24 protein-coding genes are annotated in these 19,706 nt (G+C 68.2%); 12 read left to right on the top strand and 12 right to left on the bottom strand.

Translation table 11 applies throughout. The features are described from left to right. Positions 1–38 precede the first annotated feature (38 nt). The 5 genes from F9K07_RS10255 (at position 39) to F9K07_RS10235 (ending at position 3,686) form a co-directional block, all read left to right on the top strand. Positions 39–902 carry a hypothetical protein gene (locus tag F9K07_RS10255; RefSeq protein WP_159592395.1) on the top strand — a complete coding sequence of 288 codons (864 nt, stop codon included), beginning with the start codon at positions 39–41 and terminating at the stop codon, positions 900–902. Between the two features lie 23 nt (positions 903–925). Further along, on the top strand, positions 926–1,501 hold the full coding sequence (locus F9K07_RS10250; RefSeq protein ID WP_236581879.1) for an RNA polymerase sigma factor: 576 nt from the start codon (positions 926–928) through the stop codon (positions 1,499–1,501). Continuing rightward, positions 1,498–2,436 (top strand): ankyrin repeat domain-containing protein, encoded by a 939-nt coding sequence (locus F9K07_RS32075; RefSeq protein ID WP_159592392.1) that lies wholly within the window; start codon positions 1,498–1,500, stop codon positions 2,434–2,436. Before F9K07_RS10250 ends, F9K07_RS32075 begins: the two co-directional genes overlap by 4 nt. A gap of 22 nt (positions 2,437–2,458) precedes the next feature. Continuing rightward, on the top strand, positions 2,459–3,247 hold the full coding sequence (locus F9K07_RS10240; RefSeq protein ID WP_159592389.1) for an SDR family NAD(P)-dependent oxidoreductase: 789 nt from the start codon (positions 2,459–2,461) through the stop codon (positions 3,245–3,247). A gap of 115 nt (positions 3,248–3,362) precedes the next feature. Beyond that, positions 3,363–3,686: a hypothetical protein gene (locus tag F9K07_RS10235; protein WP_159592386.1), complete on the top strand. Its 324-nt coding sequence runs from the start codon at positions 3,363–3,365 to the stop codon at positions 3,684–3,686. 14 nt (positions 3,687–3,700) lie between these two features. Here the strand turns inward: F9K07_RS10235 and F9K07_RS10230 are convergent, their stop codons facing one another. Together F9K07_RS10230 and F9K07_RS10225 are read right to left on the bottom strand one after the other, a co-directional pair. After that, on the bottom strand, positions 3,701–4,936 hold the full coding sequence (locus F9K07_RS10230; protein ID WP_159592383.1) for an MFS transporter: 1,236 nt from the start codon (positions 4,934–4,936) through the stop codon (positions 3,701–3,703). Beyond that, positions 4,926–5,390, bottom strand: a complete 465-nt coding sequence (locus F9K07_RS10225) for a MarR family winged helix-turn-helix transcriptional regulator (protein WP_159592379.1) — start codon at positions 5,388–5,390, stop codon at positions 4,926–4,928. The genes F9K07_RS10230 and F9K07_RS10225 overlap by 11 nt, the downstream gene beginning before the upstream one ends. Positions 5,391–5,440: 50 nt before the next feature. Here F9K07_RS10225 and F9K07_RS10220 point away from each other — a divergent pair, with 50 nt between their 5' ends. Then, the gene (locus tag F9K07_RS10220; RefSeq protein WP_159592375.1) at positions 5,441–6,007 is read left to right on the top strand and encodes a PaaI family thioesterase; all 567 of its coding nucleotides are present in this window, start codon (positions 5,441–5,443) and stop codon (positions 6,005–6,007) included. Positions 6,008–6,129: 122 nt separating this feature from the next. Here F9K07_RS10220 and F9K07_RS10215 read toward each other — a convergent pair whose 3' ends face one another. Genes F9K07_RS10215 through F9K07_RS10205 form a run of 3 tightly spaced genes read right to left on the bottom strand, consistent with a single transcriptional unit; the run spans position 6,130 to position 8,989 of the window. After that, the gene (locus F9K07_RS10215; protein ID WP_159592372.1) at positions 6,130–7,086 is read right to left on the bottom strand and encodes a Bug family tripartite tricarboxylate transporter substrate binding protein; all 957 of its coding nucleotides are present in this window, start codon (positions 7,084–7,086) and stop codon (positions 6,130–6,132) included. Beyond that, positions 7,080–8,186: an aromatic ring-hydroxylating dioxygenase subunit alpha gene (locus F9K07_RS10210; RefSeq protein WP_159592369.1), complete on the bottom strand. Its 1,107-nt coding sequence runs from the start codon at positions 8,184–8,186 to the stop codon at positions 7,080–7,082. The genes F9K07_RS10215 and F9K07_RS10210 overlap by 7 nt, the downstream gene beginning before the upstream one ends. Continuing rightward, positions 8,183–8,989, bottom strand: a complete 807-nt coding sequence (locus tag F9K07_RS10205; protein ID WP_159592366.1) for an NAD-dependent epimerase/dehydratase family protein — start codon at positions 8,987–8,989, stop codon at positions 8,183–8,185. Before F9K07_RS10205 ends, F9K07_RS10210 begins: the two co-directional genes overlap by 4 nt. A 156-nt stretch (positions 8,990–9,145) precedes the next feature. Here F9K07_RS10205 and gloA point away from each other — a divergent pair, with 156 nt between their 5' ends. Beyond that, positions 9,146–9,556, top strand: a complete 411-nt coding sequence (gloA, locus tag F9K07_RS10200; RefSeq protein WP_159592363.1) for a lactoylglutathione lyase — start codon at positions 9,146–9,148, stop codon at positions 9,554–9,556. Between the two features lie 74 nt (positions 9,557–9,630). On the opposite strand, the gene F9K07_RS10195 is transcribed toward gloA, so the two are convergent. After that, the gene (locus F9K07_RS10195; protein ID WP_159592360.1) at positions 9,631–10,158 is read right to left on the bottom strand and encodes an OmpA family protein; all 528 of its coding nucleotides are present in this window, start codon (positions 10,156–10,158) and stop codon (positions 9,631–9,633) included. Positions 10,159–10,209: 51 nt separating this feature from the next. Here F9K07_RS10195 and F9K07_RS10190 point away from each other — a divergent pair, with 51 nt between their 5' ends. Next, the gene (locus tag F9K07_RS10190) at positions 10,210–10,866 is read left to right on the top strand and encodes a gamma-glutamylcyclotransferase (protein WP_159592357.1); all 657 of its coding nucleotides are present in this window, start codon (positions 10,210–10,212) and stop codon (positions 10,864–10,866) included. Next, positions 10,853–11,488 (top strand): pyridoxamine 5'-phosphate oxidase, encoded by a 636-nt coding sequence (pdxH, locus tag F9K07_RS10185; protein WP_442907411.1) that lies wholly within the window; start codon positions 10,853–10,855, stop codon positions 11,486–11,488. Before F9K07_RS10190 ends, pdxH begins: the two co-directional genes overlap by 14 nt. 24 nt (positions 11,489–11,512) lie before the next feature. On the opposite strand, the gene folK is transcribed toward pdxH, so the two are convergent. Genes folK through hda form a run of 4 tightly spaced genes read right to left on the bottom strand, consistent with a single transcriptional unit; the run spans position 11,513 to position 15,039 of the window. Beyond that, a complete protein-coding gene (folK, locus tag F9K07_RS10180) occupies positions 11,513–12,001 on the bottom strand; it encodes a 2-amino-4-hydroxy-6-hydroxymethyldihydropteridine diphosphokinase (protein ID WP_159592351.1) in 489 nt (162 codons plus the stop codon). A gap of 23 nt (positions 12,002–12,024) precedes the next feature. Beyond that, entirely contained in the window at positions 12,025–13,677 is a 1,653-nt protein-coding gene (gene pcnB, locus F9K07_RS10175; protein WP_159592348.1) for a polynucleotide adenylyltransferase PcnB, read from the bottom strand. Next, positions 13,674–14,342 carry an HAD family hydrolase gene (locus F9K07_RS10170; protein WP_159592344.1) on the bottom strand — a complete coding sequence of 223 codons (669 nt, stop codon included), beginning with the start codon at positions 14,340–14,342 and terminating at the stop codon, positions 13,674–13,676. Before F9K07_RS10170 ends, pcnB begins: the two co-directional genes overlap by 4 nt. Before the next feature lie 10 nt (positions 14,343–14,352). Next, entirely contained in the window at positions 14,353–15,039 is a 687-nt protein-coding gene (gene hda / locus F9K07_RS10165) for a DnaA regulatory inactivator Hda (RefSeq protein ID WP_159592341.1), read from the bottom strand. Positions 15,040–15,273: 234 nt separating this feature from the next. On the opposite strand from hda, the gene purM reads away from it, so the two are divergent. Further along, complete coding sequence (purM, locus tag F9K07_RS10160; protein ID WP_159592338.1) at positions 15,274–16,341, top strand: phosphoribosylformylglycinamidine cyclo-ligase; 1,068 nt, start codon at positions 15,274–15,276, stop codon at positions 16,339–16,341. A 78-nt stretch (positions 16,342–16,419) separates the two neighbouring features. On the opposite strand, the gene F9K07_RS10155 is transcribed toward purM, so the two are convergent. Both F9K07_RS10155 and F9K07_RS10150 read right to left on the bottom strand, forming a co-directional pair. After that, positions 16,420–16,842, bottom strand: coding sequence for a hypothetical protein (locus tag F9K07_RS10155; RefSeq protein WP_159592335.1), 423 nt, complete (start codon positions 16,840–16,842; stop codon positions 16,420–16,422). Positions 16,843–16,932: 90 nt separating this feature from the next. Further along, on the bottom strand, positions 16,933–17,937 hold the full coding sequence (locus tag F9K07_RS10150) for a GlxA family transcriptional regulator (RefSeq protein WP_159592332.1): 1,005 nt from the start codon (positions 17,935–17,937) through the stop codon (positions 16,933–16,935). 27 nt (positions 17,938–17,964) lie between these two features. Between F9K07_RS10150 and F9K07_RS10145 the strand changes: the two genes are divergently transcribed. Together F9K07_RS10145 and F9K07_RS10140 are read left to right on the top strand one after the other, a co-directional pair. Further along, positions 17,965–19,122, top strand: a complete 1,158-nt coding sequence (locus F9K07_RS10145; protein ID WP_159592329.1) for a DJ-1/PfpI family protein — start codon at positions 17,965–17,967, stop codon at positions 19,120–19,122. A 79-nt stretch (positions 19,123–19,201) separates the two neighbouring features. Further along, on the top strand, positions 19,202–19,675 hold the full coding sequence (locus F9K07_RS10140; RefSeq protein WP_159592326.1) for a VOC family protein: 474 nt from the start codon (positions 19,202–19,204) through the stop codon (positions 19,673–19,675). Positions 19,676–19,706 lie beyond the last annotated feature (31 nt).

Raw genomic sequence — 19,706 nt, 5'->3', positions numbered from 1 at the left:
TTCGTTTCAACAGGCTCCATCCACTTTCCGGAGCCTGCATGAAACCCGTTCGCTTCTTTCGCTTCGCACTGTCCACCGCCACCGCGCTCGCCGCCCTGGCCGCGCTGCCCGCCCATGCCGTGGGCCGCCTCGCCGACATCCAGGTGATCGACCGCGACAGCGGCGAGACGCTCAGCGTCTACCGTCACCAAGGCGAATACTGGGTCGCCGGCCGCCCGGGCGCGCGCTACGCGGTGTCGGTGCGCAATGCCACGGCCGGGCGCGTGCTGGGCGTGGTTTCCGTCGACGGCGTGAACGTGATCTCGGGCGAGACCGCAGCCTGGCAACAGACCGGCTACGTGCTCTCGGCGTGGCAGCAACACGCCATCACCGGCTGGCGCAAGAGCGATGCCGAGGTCGCCGCCTTTCACTTCACCGCATCGAGCGCGTCGTACGCGGAGCGCACCGGACGCCCCGCGCACGTGGGCGTGATCGGCGTGGCGATGTTCCGCGAGAAGGCCCTGCCACCGCCACCTCCTGCCGTAGCGCCCTGGCCTTCGTTGCGCGAGGAAAGCCGATCGACCTCCCCTTCCAGCGCGGCCGACGCAGGCGCCCAGGCGCAGGCGGGCAACAGCGAAGCACCGCGCGAGCGTGCGCAGTCGCTGGCCGCGCGCCGCATGGCGCCGGCCGCCCCCATGCCGGCGCCACGCCTGGGCACCGGGCACGGCGCACGCGAAAACGCGCCCATCACCCACACCACGTTCGAACGGCGCAGCGAACGGCCCGACGAGCTCGTGCGCATCCGCTACGACAGCCGCGAAAACCTGGTGGCCATGGGCATCATCCCGACGCAAGCCGTGCCGCCACGGCCGAATCCGTTTCCTGGTGGCGGGCAGCCAGGCTACGCGCCCGACCCATCGTAGACGCAACCAACATAATCCCCGGCATGACCGATGAGGCCATGCCGACCGACGCAGCGCTGATGCAGGCCTATGCCGCCGGCGACGCGCGCGCCTTCGAAACGCTGTACGACCGCCATGCCCTGTCGGTGTGGCGCTTCGTGCGGCGCAGCGTGCCCGACCGCGCACTGGCCGACGACCTGGTGCAGGACGTGTGGTTTTCGCTCGTGCGACAAGCCCCGAACTACCAACCCCGCGCGCGCTTTCGCACCTGGCTCTTCACCCTCGCCCACCACCGCCTGGTGGACCATTGGCGCACGCACAAACCGCACACCAGCCTGGATGCCGATACCGAAGAAGGCGCGGCACTGGCCGGCACGCTCTTCGCCGATTCCGGATTCGGCCCGGTGCGGCAATTGCAATCGCGCGAACAGGCACAGGCGCTGCTCGATGCACTCGCGGCCCTGCCCTTGCCGCAGCGCGAAGCCTTCCTGCTGCAGGCCGAAGCGGGCCTGAGCCTGGCCGAGATCGCGCAGACCACCGGCGTGAGCGCCGAGACCGCCAAGAGCCGCCTGCGCTATGCGCGCGAGCGCCTGCGCCACACCCTGGAGGCCTTCGCATGAAGCCCGACGATCCCCTGTTGCAGCGGTACCGAGAAGCCAATGCGCTGGACGAGGCGCGGCCCGACCCGGCCCTGCGCGAGCAGGTCCTGGAACACGCGCGTGCCGCCGCCCAAGCCCGGCGCTCGCCCGGCGCGGGACGGCCGAGCGCCGCGAACGAGCGCGCCTGGCGCTGGCGCGCGCTCGGCGGCCTTGCCGTGCTCGGCCTGGCCTCGCTGGTGGTCTTGCAGTTCGAGCGGGGCACGGTCGAGGAACGCGAGACCGCGCTCGGCTCCAAGCCCATGGAAGTGCCGCGCGAAACCGCACCCGTCCTCACACCCGCACCTGCACCTGCACCCACACCAACGCCGAAACCGGAGTCCAGTGCGCGCGCCGGGCGGCATGAAGCGCCCGCGCCCGCGCCCGCCAACGCCCAGCGAGAACACCGCGCCGCTCCCGTCCTGCCGCCATCGCCACCTTCGACCACACCCGACCCGAGCCCTCCGCCACCGGCCCCCACCTCGCCAATGGAGACCCCGGCGCATCCGGCACCGCCCCCCCAGGAACAGGCGGCCCGTCCAGCCGAGTCGGGGTCCGACGCGGCCACGCCACGCGCACGCGGCTTGGCGCGCGAGGAAGCACCCGCCGCCTTGTCCTCGCCCCGCCGTGCCACCGCGTCCCCCAACGCCGCCTTGCTCGCCGCCGCCGCGAGCGGCGCGCAGGCCGAAGTGCGCACCGCGCTCGCGCAAGGCGCCGACGTGAACGCCACCGACGCCCAGCGCCGCACCGCCCTCATGCTCGCCGCGCAGCGTGGCGACGCCGGCTTGGTGCGCCTGCTGCTCGACGCTGGCGCAGACCCGCAGCGCACCGACGCCAACGGCCTGCGCGCCGCCGACATCGCGCAACGGGCGGGCCAGGGCCACGTGCTGCCGCTGCTGGAGAACCCTGCGCCGCGCTGACGGCCATCGTTAGGATGTCCCCATGAACACCCCCGCCCCACCCTCCCGCGTTCACTTCGGACACCAGGGCCGTGTCGTCATCGTCACCGGTGGCGCGCAAGGTATCGGCGAAGCCTGCGCGCGCCGCTTCGCGCAGGAAGACGCCAAGGTCGTGATTGCCGACGTGGCCGACATCGCGGGCCGTGCCCTGGCGCGCGACATCGGCGCGTCGTACGTGCACTGCGACGTCGGCGACAAACTCGACGTCGACGAGGTGGTCGAGCGAACCGTCGGCGCGCACGGCCGCATCGACGTGCTGGTGAACAACGCCGGCATCTTCAAGGCCGCCGACTTCCTCGACATCACCGAAGACGACTTCGACGCCGTGCTGCGCGTCAACCTCAAAGGCGCCTTTCTCATGGGCCAGGCCGTCGCGCGCGCGATGGCCCCCGCCGGCAACGGCAGCATCGTCAACATGAGTTCGGTCAACGGCGTGCTCGCCATTCCCGACATCGCCAGCTACAACGTGAGCAAGGGCGGCATCAACCAGCTCACGCGCGTGATGGCCCTGGCGCTGGCCGACAAAGGCATCCGCGTGAACGCGGTGGCGCCCGGCACGGTGGCCACCGAACTCGCGGCACGGGCCGTACTCACGAGCGAGGAGGCCCGCGACAGGATCCTCAGCCGCACGCCCATGAAGCGCCTGGGCGAGCCGGACGAGATCGCCGATGTGGTGGCCTGGCTCGCGAGCGACGCGGCCAGCTACGTCACCGGCGAGATCGTCACGGTCGACGGAGGGCGCATGACCTTGAACTACACCGTGCCTGTTTGATGAAGGGCGCGGCGTGTGTGGCTTACACCTTCTTACCGACCTTTGACCGTTATTCGGCAGACTGTTGCTGGAGCCCCGCTCTCGAGGGGCCCTGTATGAAGCAAGGAGGCCTTTCATGAAACAGCAGATGGGTGTCATCGTGGTAGCGACCGTGATGGGCCTGGCCGCGTTCACCGCCAACGCGAACGAACGCGCCAAGACCAGCGGCAAGACGCCTGCGCCGGTGAGCCAGCACAAGCCCAGCCCGCCGCAGGACGCCACCGCACCAGCGGGCGACACGCACGCGCACCGCTTCTTCAACGCCTGGGGCAATGGCCTGCAGCGCGGCGCCAATGCCATCGGATTGAACAAGGACCCGCTCGAAGGCAAGCTGCCCCAGATCCAGATGAAGCCCCTCTTCGGTGGCTCCAGCGAGCCCGCGCCCGACACCAACCGCTGAGAAGGTGTGGGCGCTCAGGCGGGCTGCGCCGAGCGCCTGACCACCTGCGCTTCCTGGATCGGCAGGTGGATCAATGCGGCCCCCACGGCCAGCACGATGTCGAGGTACCACACCCAGTCGTAGCTGCCCGTGGCCTCGAACACCTGACCGCCCAGCCACGCACCGAGAAAACCGCCGATCTGGTGCACCAGCATCACGATGCCGAACAGCATCGCCATGTTGCCGGTGCCGAAGAACTTGGCCACCAGGCCCACCGTGGGTGGCACGGTGGAGAGAAAGGTCAGGCCCATCACCGCGGCGAACACCAGCAGCACCGCTTCGGTCTTGGGCGAGAGCAGGAACACGAGAACGGCAAGCGCCCGCGCGGCGTACACCAGCGAGAGCAACGACTTCATGCGCCAGCGGCCCACGGCCCAGCCCATGCCCAGGCTGCCGATGATGTTGAACAGGCCGATGATGCCCAGCGCCCACGCACCCACCGGCGCCGGCAACCCACAGGCCGCGACCACGCCGGGCAGGTGCGTGGCCAGAAAGGCCACGTGGAAGCCGCAGACGAAGAAGCCCGCGCACAGCAGCCGGTAGCTCGGGTTGGCCAAAGCCTGGCGGATCGCCTCACCGGCCGGCAAGGCGGTGGCCACAGGCGATGAGGCAGCGGTGGCAGCGGGCCCTGGGCCACGCAACACCCAGGCCGCCGGCAAGGCCAGCAGCACGATCAGGCCCAGCGCCTGCATCGCGCCCACCCAGCCCAGCCCCAAGGTCAAACCGGCCGCCACCGGCGCCATGACGAACTGGCCGAACGAACCGCCCGCGTTCACCACGCCCGTGGCCATGCCTCGCCGCGCGGCCGGCATCAGGCGCGCGGTGGCGGCCATCAGCACCGAAGGCCCGGCCATGCCCGCGCCACCGGCCGACAGCACGCCGATGGCGATGATCAGGCCCCATGTCGTCGTCATGAGCGGTGTGATGTAGGTACCCAGCGCCACCAGCATCAGGCCCGCGAGCAACACGCGCCCCGCGCCGATGCGGTCGGCGATGGCGCCGGCAAACGGTTGCGTGAGGCCCCACCACAGCTGGCCGAACGCAAACGCCAGGCTGATGCTGCCCACGCCCAGGCCGGTCGCGGTGTTCAGCGGCGAGAGAAAGAAGCCCATGGTCTGGCGCGTGCCCATGCTCAGCGCATAGGTACCGGCAGCCGCCAGCAACACCAGCCACCACACGGTGGCAACCCGTCTGGAAGATTCACTCGACATACGCGTCCTCCTCGTGAAAGGCGGCCAGACCCTGGTCCAGCAACCCGTGCAGCGCGGCCACGGTGGCCACGCCCAGCTTCTCGTTCAACGCCACTTGCGCGGCCTTCCAGCGGCGCTGCGCCTGGCGGCGCATCTCCAGCCCGGCTTCGGTGATGGAGACGGTGCGGCTGCGCGCGTCCACGCCTTCTCCCACCAGCAGCCAGCCGGCCGCGATCATGGGTTGCAGGTTGCGTGTGAGGGTGGAGGCGCTCATGTCCATGCGCCGGGCCAATTCGCCGGGCGCGAGCGGCCCGAGCCGGTCCACGTGCGTCAGCAGCGAGTACTGGGTAATCTTCAGGCCGGTGCCCGCGAGATGCTGGTCGTAGTGCTGCGTCACCCGGCGCGTGAGCTGGCGCAGTTTGAAGTTCGTGCACCCCACAGGGGCGGCGGATGACGCGGAAGTGTCAGCAGGCATTAGATGATTGTATCTACAATCATTGCATCTACAAACAAAAAGGAGTTTGCATGACCGTCGACGAGATCCAGGCGCAGTGGAACGCGCAGTACGAAGCCGTTCTGGCACGCATGAAACAGGGCGCGGGCGCGGGTCTGGCCGATCCGGCGGCCATTGCCGGCATGACCGGCCTGCAGCAGATGCAGGCCATGCTGGAGGGGAGACTGCCCTACCCGCACATCGCCGACACGATGGATTTCTCGCTGGTGGAAATCGCCGAAGGGCGCGCGGTCTTTCAGGGCCAGCCGCAGCTCAAGCACTACAACCCGCTGGGGTCGGTGCACGGTGGCTGGTACGCCACCCTGCTGGACTCGGCCGTGGGCTGCGCGGTGCACACCCTCATGCCCACGGGGCGCGCGTACACCACGGCCGAACTCAGCGTGAACATCGTGCGGGCCGCGTCTTACAAGAGCGGCCCGCTGCGCGCCATCGGCACGGTGGTGCACGCCGGCCGGCAGTTGGCCACGGCCGAGGGCCGCATCGTCGGCGCCGACGGCAAGCTGTACGCACACGCCACCACGACCTGCCTGGTGTTCGAGGTGCCGCCTGCGAGAGAGGGAAAACCTGCAGCAGGTTGAAGGGGAGTCGGTACAGAGGCGTCAAGGGATCGGCTCTGCCGGCCCAAGGCGCCGCCCCCCTCGAAGCGCCGAAGGCGCGCCACGGAGGGGGGAAGCCGCGTCAGCGGCGCAGGGGGGTGTGCCTAATCCAGGCGGATGTTGCCCTTGGCCGCCACTTTTTTCCAGGTCTCGAACTCGGACTGCATCAGGCTGCGGTATTCCTCGGACGACGAGATCACCGGCACCGCGCCCATCTGCGCCAGCAGCTCCTTCACCTCCGCGCTGTTGACCGCTTCGCTCAACACGTCGCGGATGCGCTTTTGCAGACCGGCCGGCAGATCCTTGGGGCCGAGCACGCCGTAGTTGGTCTCCATCACCACGTTGGGATAGCCGAGTTCGCCGGTGGTCGGCACGTCAGGCACCTGCGCGGCGCGCTTGGTGCTGGAGATGGCCAGGATCTTGAGCTGCCCTTGCTGCGCGAAAGGCAGCACCGCCATGAGGTCGGTCGAGATGAACTGCACCTCGCCGGAGATCAGCGCGGTCACGGCCGGTGCCGTGCCCTTGTAGGCCACGTGCACCACGTCCAGCTGCGCCTCCTGCTTGAAGAGTTCCGAGCCGATGTGCGGCGTCGTGCCCAGGCCGGCGGAGCTGAAATTGAGCTTGCCGGGTTCGGCCTTGGCGGTCTTCACCAGCTCGCCCAGGGTCTTGATGCCCGACTTGCTGTTGACGGCGATCACCGCGGGGTTGCGCGCCACCAGGCTGATGAAGCCGATCTGCGACTGCTGGTAGTTCACCTTGGAAATCGCGAACATGCCCGCCACCGGGCCGGGCGCGACCAAGGCCAGCGTATAGCCATCGGCAGGCGCCTTGAGGACCGAGTCCACACCGATGGTGCCGCCCGCACCGCCCTTGTTGTCGATGATGACGGGCTGGCCGTGTTTGGCCGTGATCACCGCGCCGATCTTGCGCGCGATCACGTCGGTAGGGCCGCCCGCCGCGTACGGCACGACCAGGCGCACGGGCTTGCTCGGCCAGCTCTGCGCCAGGGCCGAGGTGGTGGCCGCGAGAGCGGCGGCCACGAAAGCGATCTTCTTCAGCATGAGGTTGTCTCCGGTTTGAGGGTCTGGGTAGGGGCTTGGGTGTTCAAGGTATCGGTGGCGGCTTGTTCTTCCTGGATCAAGCGCTCGAGCAGTCGGCGGCAGCGCACCATGCCCGCGTCCACGGTCAGCATCACGGGCTGCAGCGGTCGGCCTGCGGCCTCCATGGCGCGCTGCTGCGCCTCGATGACCGGCGCGTCCTGCTCCGCGAAGGCAAAGCGGCGCATCTTCGAGATGTGATCGCGGATGCGCTCGTTCTCGGCCACGTCGTCGGTGATCAGGTTCCAGCGCACGGCGGCAAAGTGGTAGTGCATGGTCTTGTCGGTCTCGGGCGTGAGCAGGTGCACGCCGTCGTAGCCCCAGCCTTGCGACGGATCACCGCCAGGGCCGCCCACCCCGCCCTGGATCAGGATGGCGCTCGGCACGCTCCAGCGGATCAGGTTCCACTTGGTCGTGCGCTGCACCTCGGGCGGTGTCAGGTCGCGGTACATCGAGGGGATGGCCGAGTCCTGCGATACGCGGCCGATCAGCACATTGCCGTCCTTCTCCTCAATGCGGGTCTCGGCCACCACCGTGTCGGTGCCACCCAGAATGCCGTTGTGCAGGTACGAGGTGTGGCTGGTGTCGAGCAGGTTGTTCATCACCAGGTCGCAGCTGGCGTTCATGCGCAGGTAGTCGCGCTTGCTCACCTGCACTGGCTGTGCACGGTCGAAGCAGCTGTAGTCGGGAATGCGGGCGGGATCGGGCTCGCGGTCCCCCATCCAGATCCACAGCACCGAATGCTTCTGCACCACCGGGTAGGCGCGCACGCGCGCGGCCTCGGGAATAGCGCCCTTGCCGTGCGGGTTGTGCACGCAGCGGCCGTCTGCGCCGAACTCCAGGCCGTGGTACGGGCAGGCGATGCGGTCGCCCTCTTTCACCTGGCCCATGCTCAGCATCGCGAAGCGGTGCGGGCAGCGGTCGGTCATGGCGGCCACGCTGCCATCGGCCTTGCGGAAGAACACCAGCGGTTCGTTGAGGATGGTGCGGGCGACAGGCTTGTCGGCCGGAATGTCGGCGTCCCAGAACGCGGCGTACCAGGCGTTGCGCAAATAGACCGTCATGCGGCGTCCTCCGGATAGAGCACAAAACGCCCACCTTGAAGGGCGTCGGCGGGATGGCGTTCGGCGTCGCTGGCGGGTGCCTGGATCGAATCGACGAACTGGGCCGCGCTGTCCTGCGGGTGGTAGCCCAGAAAGCGCACGCGGCCGTTGTCCCAGAAGCTGCGCGGGTTGTCCGACTGGCCATAGACGATGGCGTAGCCCAGCACCGGGGCGTCGATGCAGGCGCGGCACAGGCGCACCAGATCGGCATGGCTGAGCCAGGTGGCCAGCATGCGTTCGTCGGTCGGCTTCTCGAAGCACGAACCGATGCGCAGGCACGCAGCCTCGATGCCGTACTTGTCGAAGTACATGCGCGCCAGGCTTTCGCCGAAAGCCTTGCTAAGGCCGTAGGGCGTGTCGGGCCGTGGCGGCGAATCGGCGTCGAGCACCTCGTCGCAGCGGTACATGCCGATGGCGTGGCTGGAGCTGGCATACACGATGCGCTTCACGCCGGCGCGGCGCGCGGCTTCGAACACGTTGTAGCTGCCGATGATGTTCGCGGGCAGCACCACGTCCCAGGGCTGGCGCACCATGACGGCGCCGAAGTGCAGCACCAGGTCCACGCCCTCCATCAGGCGGTGCACGGCGTCGAGGTCGGACAGGTCGGCGACCACCACCTCTTCACCCGGCGCGGCAGGCCCCGGGTCGCGGATGTCGGTCAGGCGCAGCACCTGCGCGGCGCCGGCCAGGCCGGTGCGCAAGTGCGAGCCCAGGCGGCCACAGGCGCCTGTGATGAGAATTCGGTTCCAACGGGGTTGGGCCATGGGGAGCAGTCCTTTCGCCTTTCTGGAAAGGAACTGTAGAGAGCCGGGTGCGGCGGCGCAGCACGGCTCACGGCATTTCAGCCTTGCGCTTGATGAGGGTGCGGGATAACCCTAGTTGGCCTGCTGGGTCTTTGTGCAAGGGTGACAATCGTGCGCATGAGACTTCTACACACCATGCTGCGCGTGGGCAACCTTCAGCGCTCCATTGACTTCTACACCCAGGTGCTGGGCATGCAATTGCTGCGCACGTCCGAGAACCCCGAGTACAAGTACTCGCTGGCCTTCGTGGGCTACGAGGGCAACCCGGCGCAGGCCGAGATCGAACTCACCTACAACTGGGGTACCGAAAGCTACGAGCTCGGCACCGCTTACGGCCACATCGCACTGGGCGTGCCCGATGCCTATGCGGCCTGCGAGAAGATCAAGGCCGCAGGCGGCAACGTGACGCGCGAGGCCGGCCCCGTCAAGGGTGGCTCGACCGTCATCGCGTTCGTGACGGATCCGGACGGCTACAAGATTGAGTTGATCCAGCGCGCGGAACACCAGGCTGGGCAAGGCCTGCGCTGAGCCTCCAGCGCCGAACGCGGACGAAAAAAATGCCTGGCAAGCCAGGCATTTTTGATGGGCGAAGCAAAAAACGCTCAGGGCGCGATGGCCACTTCCACACGGCGCGCTTCGGCGTTGTTGCCGCTGGCCAGCGTTTGCTCGGGCTTCTTCAGCTCCACCACGCTTTCGGCCACGCCCGCGCCCACCAGCGCATCGCGCACGGCGATGGCGCGCTGCTTGGCCAATTCGGCGTTGGCGGCCGCGCTGCCGGTGGCATCGTGGAAGCCGGAAATGGCCAACTTCTTGCCGGCCTTGCCGGCGGCGATCACGTCGCTCAGCGCGTCCAGCGCGCCCGAAGCCAGGTCGGCCTTGCCCGATGCAAAGTAGAACTTGACCACGCCGTTTTCCACCACGACGCTGGCATCATCGCCCACCGGGGCTGCAGCCGCTGCAACAGCAGGCGTTGCAGCGGGCACCACGACCGCCGTGCCGGCGGCACTGGGCGCGGCGCCGCGCGACTTGTGGATGCCGAACCCCAGGACGGCGCCCACCACCAGCACGATCAAACTGATCAGCACCAGGGCCACGACGCGGTATTCGGGTTGATCGTCCTGAGATGACATGGGAAACACTCCGTGAAGAATAATGGGAAGAGAACTGGACAACGATTGTAAATGGCCCACCGTGACACTTCGAGCGTGCGAGCGCGCCACGACCCTGCCCTGCGCAATGGCGCGCAAATGCTGGCCGACACCGTGGCGCAGTGGCGCGCACAAGGACCGCGGCCCGACCTCTGGGTGTTCGCCTACGCCTCGCTGGTCTGGCGACCCGAATTCGACGCCGTGGAGCAGCGGCCGGCGCGCGTGCGCGGCTACAACCGTTGCTTGAAGATGTGGAGCCGCGTCAACCGGGGCACCTACGAATGCCCGGGCCTGGTGTTTGCGCTGATGCCCGGCGGCAGTTGCGCCGGTCTCGCGCTACGGGTCCCGCACGAGCAGGTGGAGGCCCTCATGCCCGTGCTGTGGGCGCGCGAGATGCCCAACCCGGTCTACGATCCGAAGTGGGTGCATTGCGAGACGCCGCAAGGACCGGTGCGCGCGCTGGCGTTTACGCTCTCGCGCCACAGCCCGAGCTACACCGGCACGCTGAGCGAGGAGCGCTACCGCGAGATCTTCGCGCGCTCCTGCGGCCGCTACGGCACCACGCTGGACTACGCACGCCAGACCTTCGAAGGCTTGTTGCACCACGGCATCCACGACCATGCGCTGCAGCAGCTGCTCACCCTCGCCGACGAACCCACCCTACCCACGTATTCCCATGAACATCGCTGACCTGCGCAAGAGCTACGAAAAAGCCGAGCTGAGCGAATCGGCCTCGCACGCCGACCCGTTGAAGCAATTCGACCAATGGCTCAACGAAGCCATCCGGGGCGAGGTGCCCGAGCCCAATGCCATGACGCTGGCCACCGTGGGCTCCGACCTGCGCCCGAGCACGCGCATCGTGCTGATCAAGGGCTACGACGCGCGCGGCATCGTCTGGTACACCAACTATGGCAGCCGCAAGGGCCGCGAACTGGCGGGCAACCCGTTCGCCGCTCTGCAGTTCCACTGGGTCGAGCTCGAACGCGTGGTGCGCATCGAAGGCACGGTGGAAAAGGTGAGCGACGAGGAGAGCGACGCCTACTTCCAGAGCCGGCCGCTGGACAGCCGCATCGGCGCGTGGGCCAGCCCGCAGAGCGAGGTGATCGAGAGCCGTGCGGTGCTGGTCGCCAACGCCGCGAAATACGGCGCGCAATTCCTGCTCAAGCCCCCGCGCCCGCCGCATTGGGGCGGCTATCGATTGAAGCCGGACAACTGGCAGTTCTGGCAAGGCCGCAAGAGCCGTCTGCACGACCGGCTGCGCTACACCGCGCAGGCCGATGGTGCGTGGCGGCGCGAACGGCTGGCGCCCTGAGGGGCGTTGAGCGCGCTGCCGTGCTCAACGCAAAAAAGTGCCCAGCTTCTCGATGGCTTGGTCTGCGACGCTGGCCAGCGCGTCCGCGCTCACGCGAGAGGGAGCGATCTCCGCCAATGGCACGAGGACGAAGGCTCTTTGGTGCATGCGCGGATGGGGCACCGTCAAACGGGCGGAGTCGATGCGTGCCTCGCCATAACACAGCAGATCGAGATCCAGCGTGCGCGGCGCGTTCCGATATGGCCGCTCGCGCCCTGCCGCGTGCTCAATGGCCTGCAGCGCGTCGAGCAAGGCGGGCGCGGTGAGCGCCGTGGCGATTTCGGCGACGGCGTTGAGGTAGTCGGGGCCGCTGGAGTCGATCGGTGCGGTGCAGTACAGGCTGGAGGCCCGCACCACGCGCACGCCCGCCACGGCATCCAATGCCTTGAGCGCATCGCGCAGCGTCTGGGCGGCATCGCCGAGGTTGGCGCCCAGCGCCACAAAGGCGGCGACGTCGGCACGCGGTGCGGACATCACGGCCGCTCTGTGCCTGGCGGTTATTCGCCGCCCGCCTCGCCACTACCCGACTCGGCGCGGCTGCCATCGTTGGGCTTGCGGCGGCGACGGCGGCGCTTCTTGGCGGGAGCGTCCGAGCCCTCTTCACCTGCAGCGGGTTCGCCGCCGCCCTCCCCGTCGACCGCGCGGAAACGCGGGTCCACCTCTTCCCCGACCGGCGCGCTCGCGGCAGCGGCCTCGGCGCTCGCCGGGTGATCCGCATCCGTGCGCTTCACGCGCCGCGCCTTGCTCGCACCCGGCTTGGCAAGGTTCTCGCGGCGCTGTGCGTCCACCATGTCTTCGCGCATGGCGTCGCTGGCGGTGCTGAAGGTTTCCCACCAGTGCGCCAGTTCCTCGTCCACCTCGCCCACCTGGGCGCGCAGGCGCAGGAAATCGAACCCGGCACGAAAACGCGCCTGGTCAGCCAGGCTGAAGGGCGAGGTACCCACGCGCTTGTCAAAGCGCGGCTGCATCAGCCAGATCTCGCGCATGTCCGAGCCCAGCTTGCCACGGCCCGACACGTCGCCGATGCGCGCGTCGAACGCATCGTCCACGGCTTCTTGCAGCGCGGGAAACGGCGCGGGCGGGCGCTGGCCGGGGCGCGGCGTGAGGCGCTGCTGCCAGCCCTTGCGCACGTCGGCCCAGAGCACGCAGGCCAGCAGAAAGCTGGGTGCCACGGGCTTGCTTTCGCCCACGCGGCGGTCGGTGTCCTGCAGCGCGAGCTTCACGAACTCGTCGTCGGCGCGCTGCACCACCACGTCGAGCAGCGGGTAGATGCCCGTATTCAGACCCATGGCCTTGAGCTGTTCGATGCTGGCCAGCGCATGGCCGGTCTGCAGCAGCTTGAGCATTTCGTCGAACAGGCGGCTTTGCGGCACGTCGTTGAGCAGCGACTTTGAAGAGGCCAACGGCGCCAGCGTCTTGGCATCGAAGCTGAAGCCCAGCCCGCTGAGCTTGGCGGCGAAGCGCACGGCGCGGATGATGCGCACCGGGTCTTCGCGGTAGCGCGTGGCGGGGTCGCCGATCATGCGCAGCGTGCGCTTCTTGGCGTCGCGGATGCCGTGGTGGAAGTCGACCACGGTTTGCGTTTCCGGGTCGTAGTACATCGCGTTGATGCTGAAGTCGCGCCGCGCGGCGTCCTGTTCGATCGGACCCCATACGTTGTCGCGCAGCACGCGCCCGCTGGCGTCCACGGCGTGCGTCATGTTCGCCAACGCCCCCTTGCTGGTGCGCTCGTTGCCCCCCACCTGCTCGGCAGCGGCGTTGTCGAGGTAGGCGCGGAAGGTGGAGACCTCGATCACCTCGTGCTCGCGCCCACGGCCATAGACCACGTGCACGATGCGAAAGCGCCGGCCGATGATGAAAGCCCGGCGGAACAGGCCCTTGACCTGTTCGGGCGTGGCGCTGGTGGCCACGTCGAAGTCCTTGGGGCGCAGGCCCAGCAGCAGGTCGCGCACCGCGCCGCCCACCAGGTAGGCTTCGAAGCCGGCCTGTTTGAGCGTGTGCACCACGTCCAGCGCGCGCTGGTCGACCAGGCTGCGGTCGATGCCGTGCACGCTCACCGGCACGTCTTCGCGCTTGCCGAATGGGTTGGCGCGGCGGCTGGAGGTGGCGCTGGGTTTGCCCAGCAGCCGATCGATGAATTTTTTGATCATTCGAATAGGTTCAATGTGCGCCAACCCCGTTCAAGGGCAATGGCGCTGAGCCGGGCATCCGGGTTGGTGGCCACGGGCTCGTGCACGCGTTCCAGCAGGGACAGGTCGTTGATGGAGTCGCTGTAGAAGGTGCTGTGCGTCACGCGCGACCAGTCCAGCCCGCGTGCAGCCAGCCATTGTTCCACACGGGCGATCTTGCCCTCGCGGAACGACGGCGTGCCGTGGATGGCGCCGGTCGGCTCGCCGCGCGCATCGCGCTCGAGCTCGATCGCGATCAGGTGGTCCACACCGAAGGCACGTGCGATGGGCCGGGTGACGAATTCGTTGGTGGCGGTGACGATCACCACCGTGTCCCCGGCGCTCTGGTGGCGGCGCAGCAGCGCGCGGGCAGGCTCGCCGATGGCGGGCGTGATGACTTCCTCCATGAAGCGTTCATGCGCCTTGTTGGCCGCCAGCACCCCGTGCTCGCGCACCGCCTCGATGGCAAAGCGCACATAGCGGTGGATGTCGAGCGTGCCGGCCTTGTAGTCGGCATAAAAACCGTCGTTGGCCTGGGCGAACACCTGGGCGTCGCGCCAGCCCAGCTTTACGGTGAATTCGCCCCAGGCGTGGTCGGAATCGAGCGGGATCAAGGTGTGGTCCAGGTCGAACAGGGCCAGTTTCATGCGGTGTCCGTCATTCGTTTTCCAGCATCGATTTGATCAGCGGGATGGTGATGGCGCGCTGCGTGCGCAGGGCGTAGGCGTCGAGCTGGTCGAGCAGCAGCATGAGGCTGGAGAGGTCGCGCGAGAAGCGGCGCAACATGAAGTCCATGACCTCGTCGCTCAGGAACACGCCGCGCTCGTCGGCGGCGCGGCGCAGCACGGCGCGGCGCTCGGTCTCGCTCAAGGCCTGGAGCTGGAACACATGGCCCCAGCCCAGGCGGGTGCGCAGGTCCTCGCGCAGGCGCAGGTCCGACGGCGGGCAGTCGGCCGCCGCCAGCACCCAGCGGGCGGGGCCGTGGGCCGGGTTTTGCGCGTTGACGAACCAGTTGAAGGCCGCAGCTTGCTGGGTCGCGGTGTAGAGCTGGCAATCGTCGAGCAACACGATGTCCCACTGCTCGTCGAACTCCGGCGGGTCCATGGTGGTCGCGTCGAGCCAACCCACGCGGCCGCCGTGCTCGCGCAGGGCCTCGCGCACGGCGCGCAGCAGATGGGTCTTGCCGCTGCCGCTGCCGCCCCAGATGAAGGTGGGCACGGGCGAGCGCAACGGGTTGTGGGCCCACAGGCTCACGTGCTCGATCGCCGCCTCGTTGCCAGCGGCGATGAAATTGGACAGGGTGGGCACCGGCGCGAAACCGATGTCCAGCGCCAGTTGTTTCATGGGAGGCGAGCCGGTGCTCATCGCGATGCCGTGACCGCGGCCCGTGGCGCAGGGCGGATCTGGTGGAATGTCTGGGGCATGTGGGCAGGGCTGGGCAGGTGAACGGGGTCCGCAAGGGCGAACCCTTAAAATCTGGGCCAAATTCTATCGGGCCGCCTCCCCCGTACCCGAAAGCATCACCCTCCCAGCATCTCGCCTATCGACCGCCCCGCCTTGCGACGGGGCCGCCCTCACATGACCACCCCCTCCACTCCCCTTTCGTACAAAGACGCCGGCGTTGACATCGACGCGGGTGACGCCCTGGTCGAGCGCATCAAGCCGCTGGCCAAGAAAACCCTGCGCGAGGGTGTCATGGCCGGCATCGGCGGCTTCGGCGCCCTGTTCGAGGTGCCCAAGCGCTACCGGGAGCCGGTTCTGGTTTCGGGCACCGACGGCGTGGGCACCAAGCTCAAGCTGGCCTTCGAATGGAACATGCACGACACCGTGGGCATCGACCTGGTGGGCATGAGCGTGAACGACGTGCTGGTGCAAGGCGCCGAGCCGCTGTTCTTCCTGGACTATTTCGCCTGCGGCAAGCTCGACGTGGACACGGCCGCTGCCGTGGTGGGCGGCATTGCCCAGGGCTGCGAACTCAGCGGTTGTGCGCTGATCGGCGGCGAAACCGCTGAAATGCCGGGCATGTACCCGGCGGGCGAGTACGACTTGGCGGGCTTTTGCGTCGGCGCGGTCGAAAAGTCCAAGATCCTCACGGGCCAGAACGTGAAACCCGGCGACGTGGTGCTGGGCCTGGCCTCGCACGGCGTGCATTCCAACGGGTTCTCGCTGGTGCGCAAGTGCCTGGAGCGCGCCGGCGACCAGCTCCCCGCCACGCTGGACGGCCAGCCGTTCCGCCAGGCCATCATGAAGCCCACGCGCCTGTACGTGAAAAACGTGCTGGCCGCGCTGGCCCAGCACCCGCATTCGGCAGATGCCGCCTCGCCCGGCGGCATCAAGGCGCTGGCCCACATCACCGGCGGCGGCCTGCTGGAGAACATCCCCCGCGTGCTGCCCGAAGGCACCGCCGCCCACCTGGTCAAGGGCAGCTGGCCGCAGACCGAGCTGTTCGCCTGGCTGCAGAAAACCGCCGGCATCGACGACATCGAGATGAACCGCACCTTCAACAACGGCATCGGCATGGTAGTGGTGATCGCCGCCGAAGAAGCCGCTGCCTGTGCCGCCACCCTGCGCGGGCTGGGCGAGACGGTGTACGAGATCGGGAAAATCGCGCCGCGTGGAGAAGGCGCGGCCGTGGTCGTGGCCTGAGGATCGGCTCTCGATAGGCGGCTCAGCGAGCCGTCTTGCGGGCTTCCGAGACCCGCGAGCAAGGGAGTTCGGCCGATCTCACAACCCAACGCGATCGAGGCTGTGGATCTGGAACATGCCTTTGAAGCTCAGCTGCATGTGCCTGAAGATCGCCTCGCGCCGCGCATCGCCCTGCACAACTTGCCTTTCAACTTCGGCCAACTTGGCTTTGACAACGTCAAAGTCCGAGGCCGTCATTTGGGGGCCTTGTGAAATCAACAACGATTCCAACGTGTGCAGTTCGCGGGCCAGATCGTCCAACTGCTTGTCGAGCTCGATCGTGGCTTGCTGGCCGACCTCCAGCGTGTTGATGGCAATCACCAGATCGATCGTCGCTTGTGGTGGTGGCGTTACGGCAACGGCGGGATTCGATCCGTAAGCGCCAACGCTGCCCAGAGCGGCGTCGAAGTTGCTGCTCTGGTCATTGGGGAACTGGGGAGCCCACGGTGTGATGGCACTCATGCTTGTCCTCTGATGAAGCTGGTCACAGCGGGATGCAGACAGCCCGGAATTTTGCCACCAAAGGGTACCGAACGCGCGCCGGGAGGCACGTCAAGCGCGTTCGCGATAGATGCGCGGCGTGACGCCATGCTCACGCCGGAACGCGCGCGCAAACGCATCGAGCGAGCGAAAGCCGCTGTGGCTCGCGATCTTTTCCTGGGTCCACTGCGTTTCCCGCAAAAGACGCGCCGCGGTGGCCACGCGCGCCTGCTCGACGAAGCGTGCGGGCGTAGTGCCCGCCTCGGCCGCGAACGCACGTGCGAACTGCCGTTCGCTCATGTGCGCCCGCTCGGCCAGCGCGCCCACCGAGAGAGACTCCCCCGGATGGAGGCCGATCCACGCCATCAGATCGCGCAGCCGATGCCGCGCCACCGACTGCGCCTGCAAGGTGTCGCTGAGCTGCGCCTGATCGCCGGCACGCAGCAGCGGCAAGGCCAGCGTGCGCGCGATGTCCATCGCCACGTCGCGCCCGATGTCGTCTTCCACCAGGGCCAGCGCCAACTCGATGCCGGTCGTGACGCCCGCCGACGTCCACACCGGGCCATCGCGCACATAGACCAGACCGCGCTCCACCTGCACCCGAGGGCGCATGGCCTGCAACTGGTCGCAGGCACGCCAGTGCGTGGTCGCCCGGCGGCCGTCAAGCAAGCCTGACGCCGCGAGCGCAAAGGCGCCGCTGCACACGCTGGCCACGCGCCGCACGCCCGGGGCCACTTTCGACAACCAGACGCTCACCCCGTGTTCGACGATGGCGGCCCGCACGCCCTCTTCTTCGCCCCCCGCCACGATGACCGTGTCGATCCGGCTCGGCAGCGCATCCAGGCGGCAGAAGCCGGCCAGGCTGAGCCCCGCGTTCGTCAACACCGTGCCGCCCATGGGCGACGCAGTGTGCAGGCGGTACGTGCCGGGCCGGAGCTGCTCCGCCTTGGTGAACACGCTGGCCGGCCCGGCGACGTCGATCGCTTCGGCACCATCGAAAGCGACCAGCACCACGTCGATGGCAGGAAGCGCGGACTTTTCGTCATTGCCGGCGGGCGTCGGGTTTCGTAAGGTCACGGCACGGTTCGGAAATCTGGAGTGGCTATGTTCAGGCGGTTCTTGTCGGTGGTGATCGTTTCCAGTATTGCAGCGTTTGGGCTGGCCGGGTGCGGTGCGGGCACCGGGATGCCGGCGGCACCCGCAGACCCGGCCCTGCGGGAACAGCAGACGCAGGCGTTCGTGCAAGCCATGAAGCCGCGCCACGCCCGGCCCGTGGTCGCCATCGTGGCGCTCAACGAAGGCACCGAAACCACCGACTTTCTGCTCACGCACGCGGTGCTGCAGCGCGCTGACGTGGCCGACGTGAAGGCAGTGGCGCCGCGCCGTGGACGGGTGGATCTGTACCCCGCGCTTCAGGTGGACGTGGCCGAAGACTTCGACGGTTTCGACCGTGCCCACCCCTCGGGAGCCGACTACGTGATCGTGCCCGCCATGAGCAACGATGCCGACCCGACCGTCACCGCCTGGCTGCGGCGCCAGGCCGAACGTGGCGCCCGCATCGTCGGCGTGTGCAACGGCACCCTGGTCGTGGGCAACGCCGGCCTGCTCGACGGCCGCCGCTTTGCCGGCCACTGGTCCGAGCGCAGCACGGTGCTGGAACGCCACCCCGGGTCTTCCCACGTGCCCCACCAGCGCTACCTGGTCGACCGCGGCGTGGCCACCACCACCGGCATCAGCGCCTCGATCCCGGTGGCCTTGGCGCTGGTGGAGGCCATCGGCGGGCATGACAAGGCGGCCTCCGTGGCGGCCGAGCTGGGCGCGACATCCTGGAGCCCGGAGCACGACAGCGCACCCTTTGCGCTCACCCTGCGCCGCGGTGCGAGCTACCTGCTCAACAAGGCCGCGCGGTTCTGGTCGCACGAGCCCTGGGGCGTGGATGTGCGCGATGGCATGGACGACATCGCCCTGGCGCTGACCGCAGACGCCTGGTCGCGCACCGGTCGGGTGAGCGTGTACGCCGAATCGGCGTCGCCGGGCTCCGTCGTGCTGCGCAGCGGGATAAAGCTCGCCGCGCAGGCCCCAAGCCCTGAGCGGCCCCGACTGCCCCTTGCAGCCCACATGAAGCCCTTGCAGCAACTCGACGCCACGCTGTGCCAGATCGGGGAGCGCTACGGCGCATCGCGCCGCGAGTGGGTGGTTCTGGAGATGGAGTACGCCGATGCACTGGCGCCTGTCGATTCTGACCGGTGCCGATCGTCGTGACAGAGAGGGTCGGCCAAACCGACTCCGTGGCGAGGCTGAAGCCAACCCATTTTTTGTTCAACCAACAAGGAGCAACAAGATGACCCATTCCATTCGTACCTGCCTGTGGTTCCGCGACGGGCGGGGCCGTGAGGCCGCAGCGTTCTACTGCTCTCTGATTCCCGGCAGCCGCGTAGAGACCACCTTCCAGGGCGACGCGGGACACGGCGCCTTCTCGGTGATCGACTTCACCCTGGGCGGCGTGCCTTACCAGATCCTCGACGCCGGGCCGACGTTCACCTTGACCGAGGCGGTGTCGATTTCGGTAGCGACGGACGACCAGACCGAGACGGACCGGCTGTGGGCGGCGCTCACCGGCGATGGCGGCGAAGAAAGTGTGTGCGGCTGGCTGAAAGATCGCTACGGGGTGTCCTGGCAGGTGTTCCCGAAGCGGCTCATGGAATTGACGACGAGTGCGGACAAGAAAGTGTCCGCGAAGGCCATGGCGGCCATGATGAAACAGAGGAAGATCGATATCGCGGCGATTGAAGCGGCAGTTCGCGAGGCAGGTTGAATCGCCCCGGGGCGATTCACCTTGCGAACAG

Origin of the sequence: Hydrogenophaga sp. BPS33 (assembly GCF_009859475.1) — a bacterium.
GTDB lineage: Bacteria > Pseudomonadota > Gammaproteobacteria > Burkholderiales > Burkholderiaceae_C > Hydrogenophaga.
Note: the sequence above shows the minus strand (reverse complement) of the source record. Positions and strands in the feature narration are given on the sequence as shown.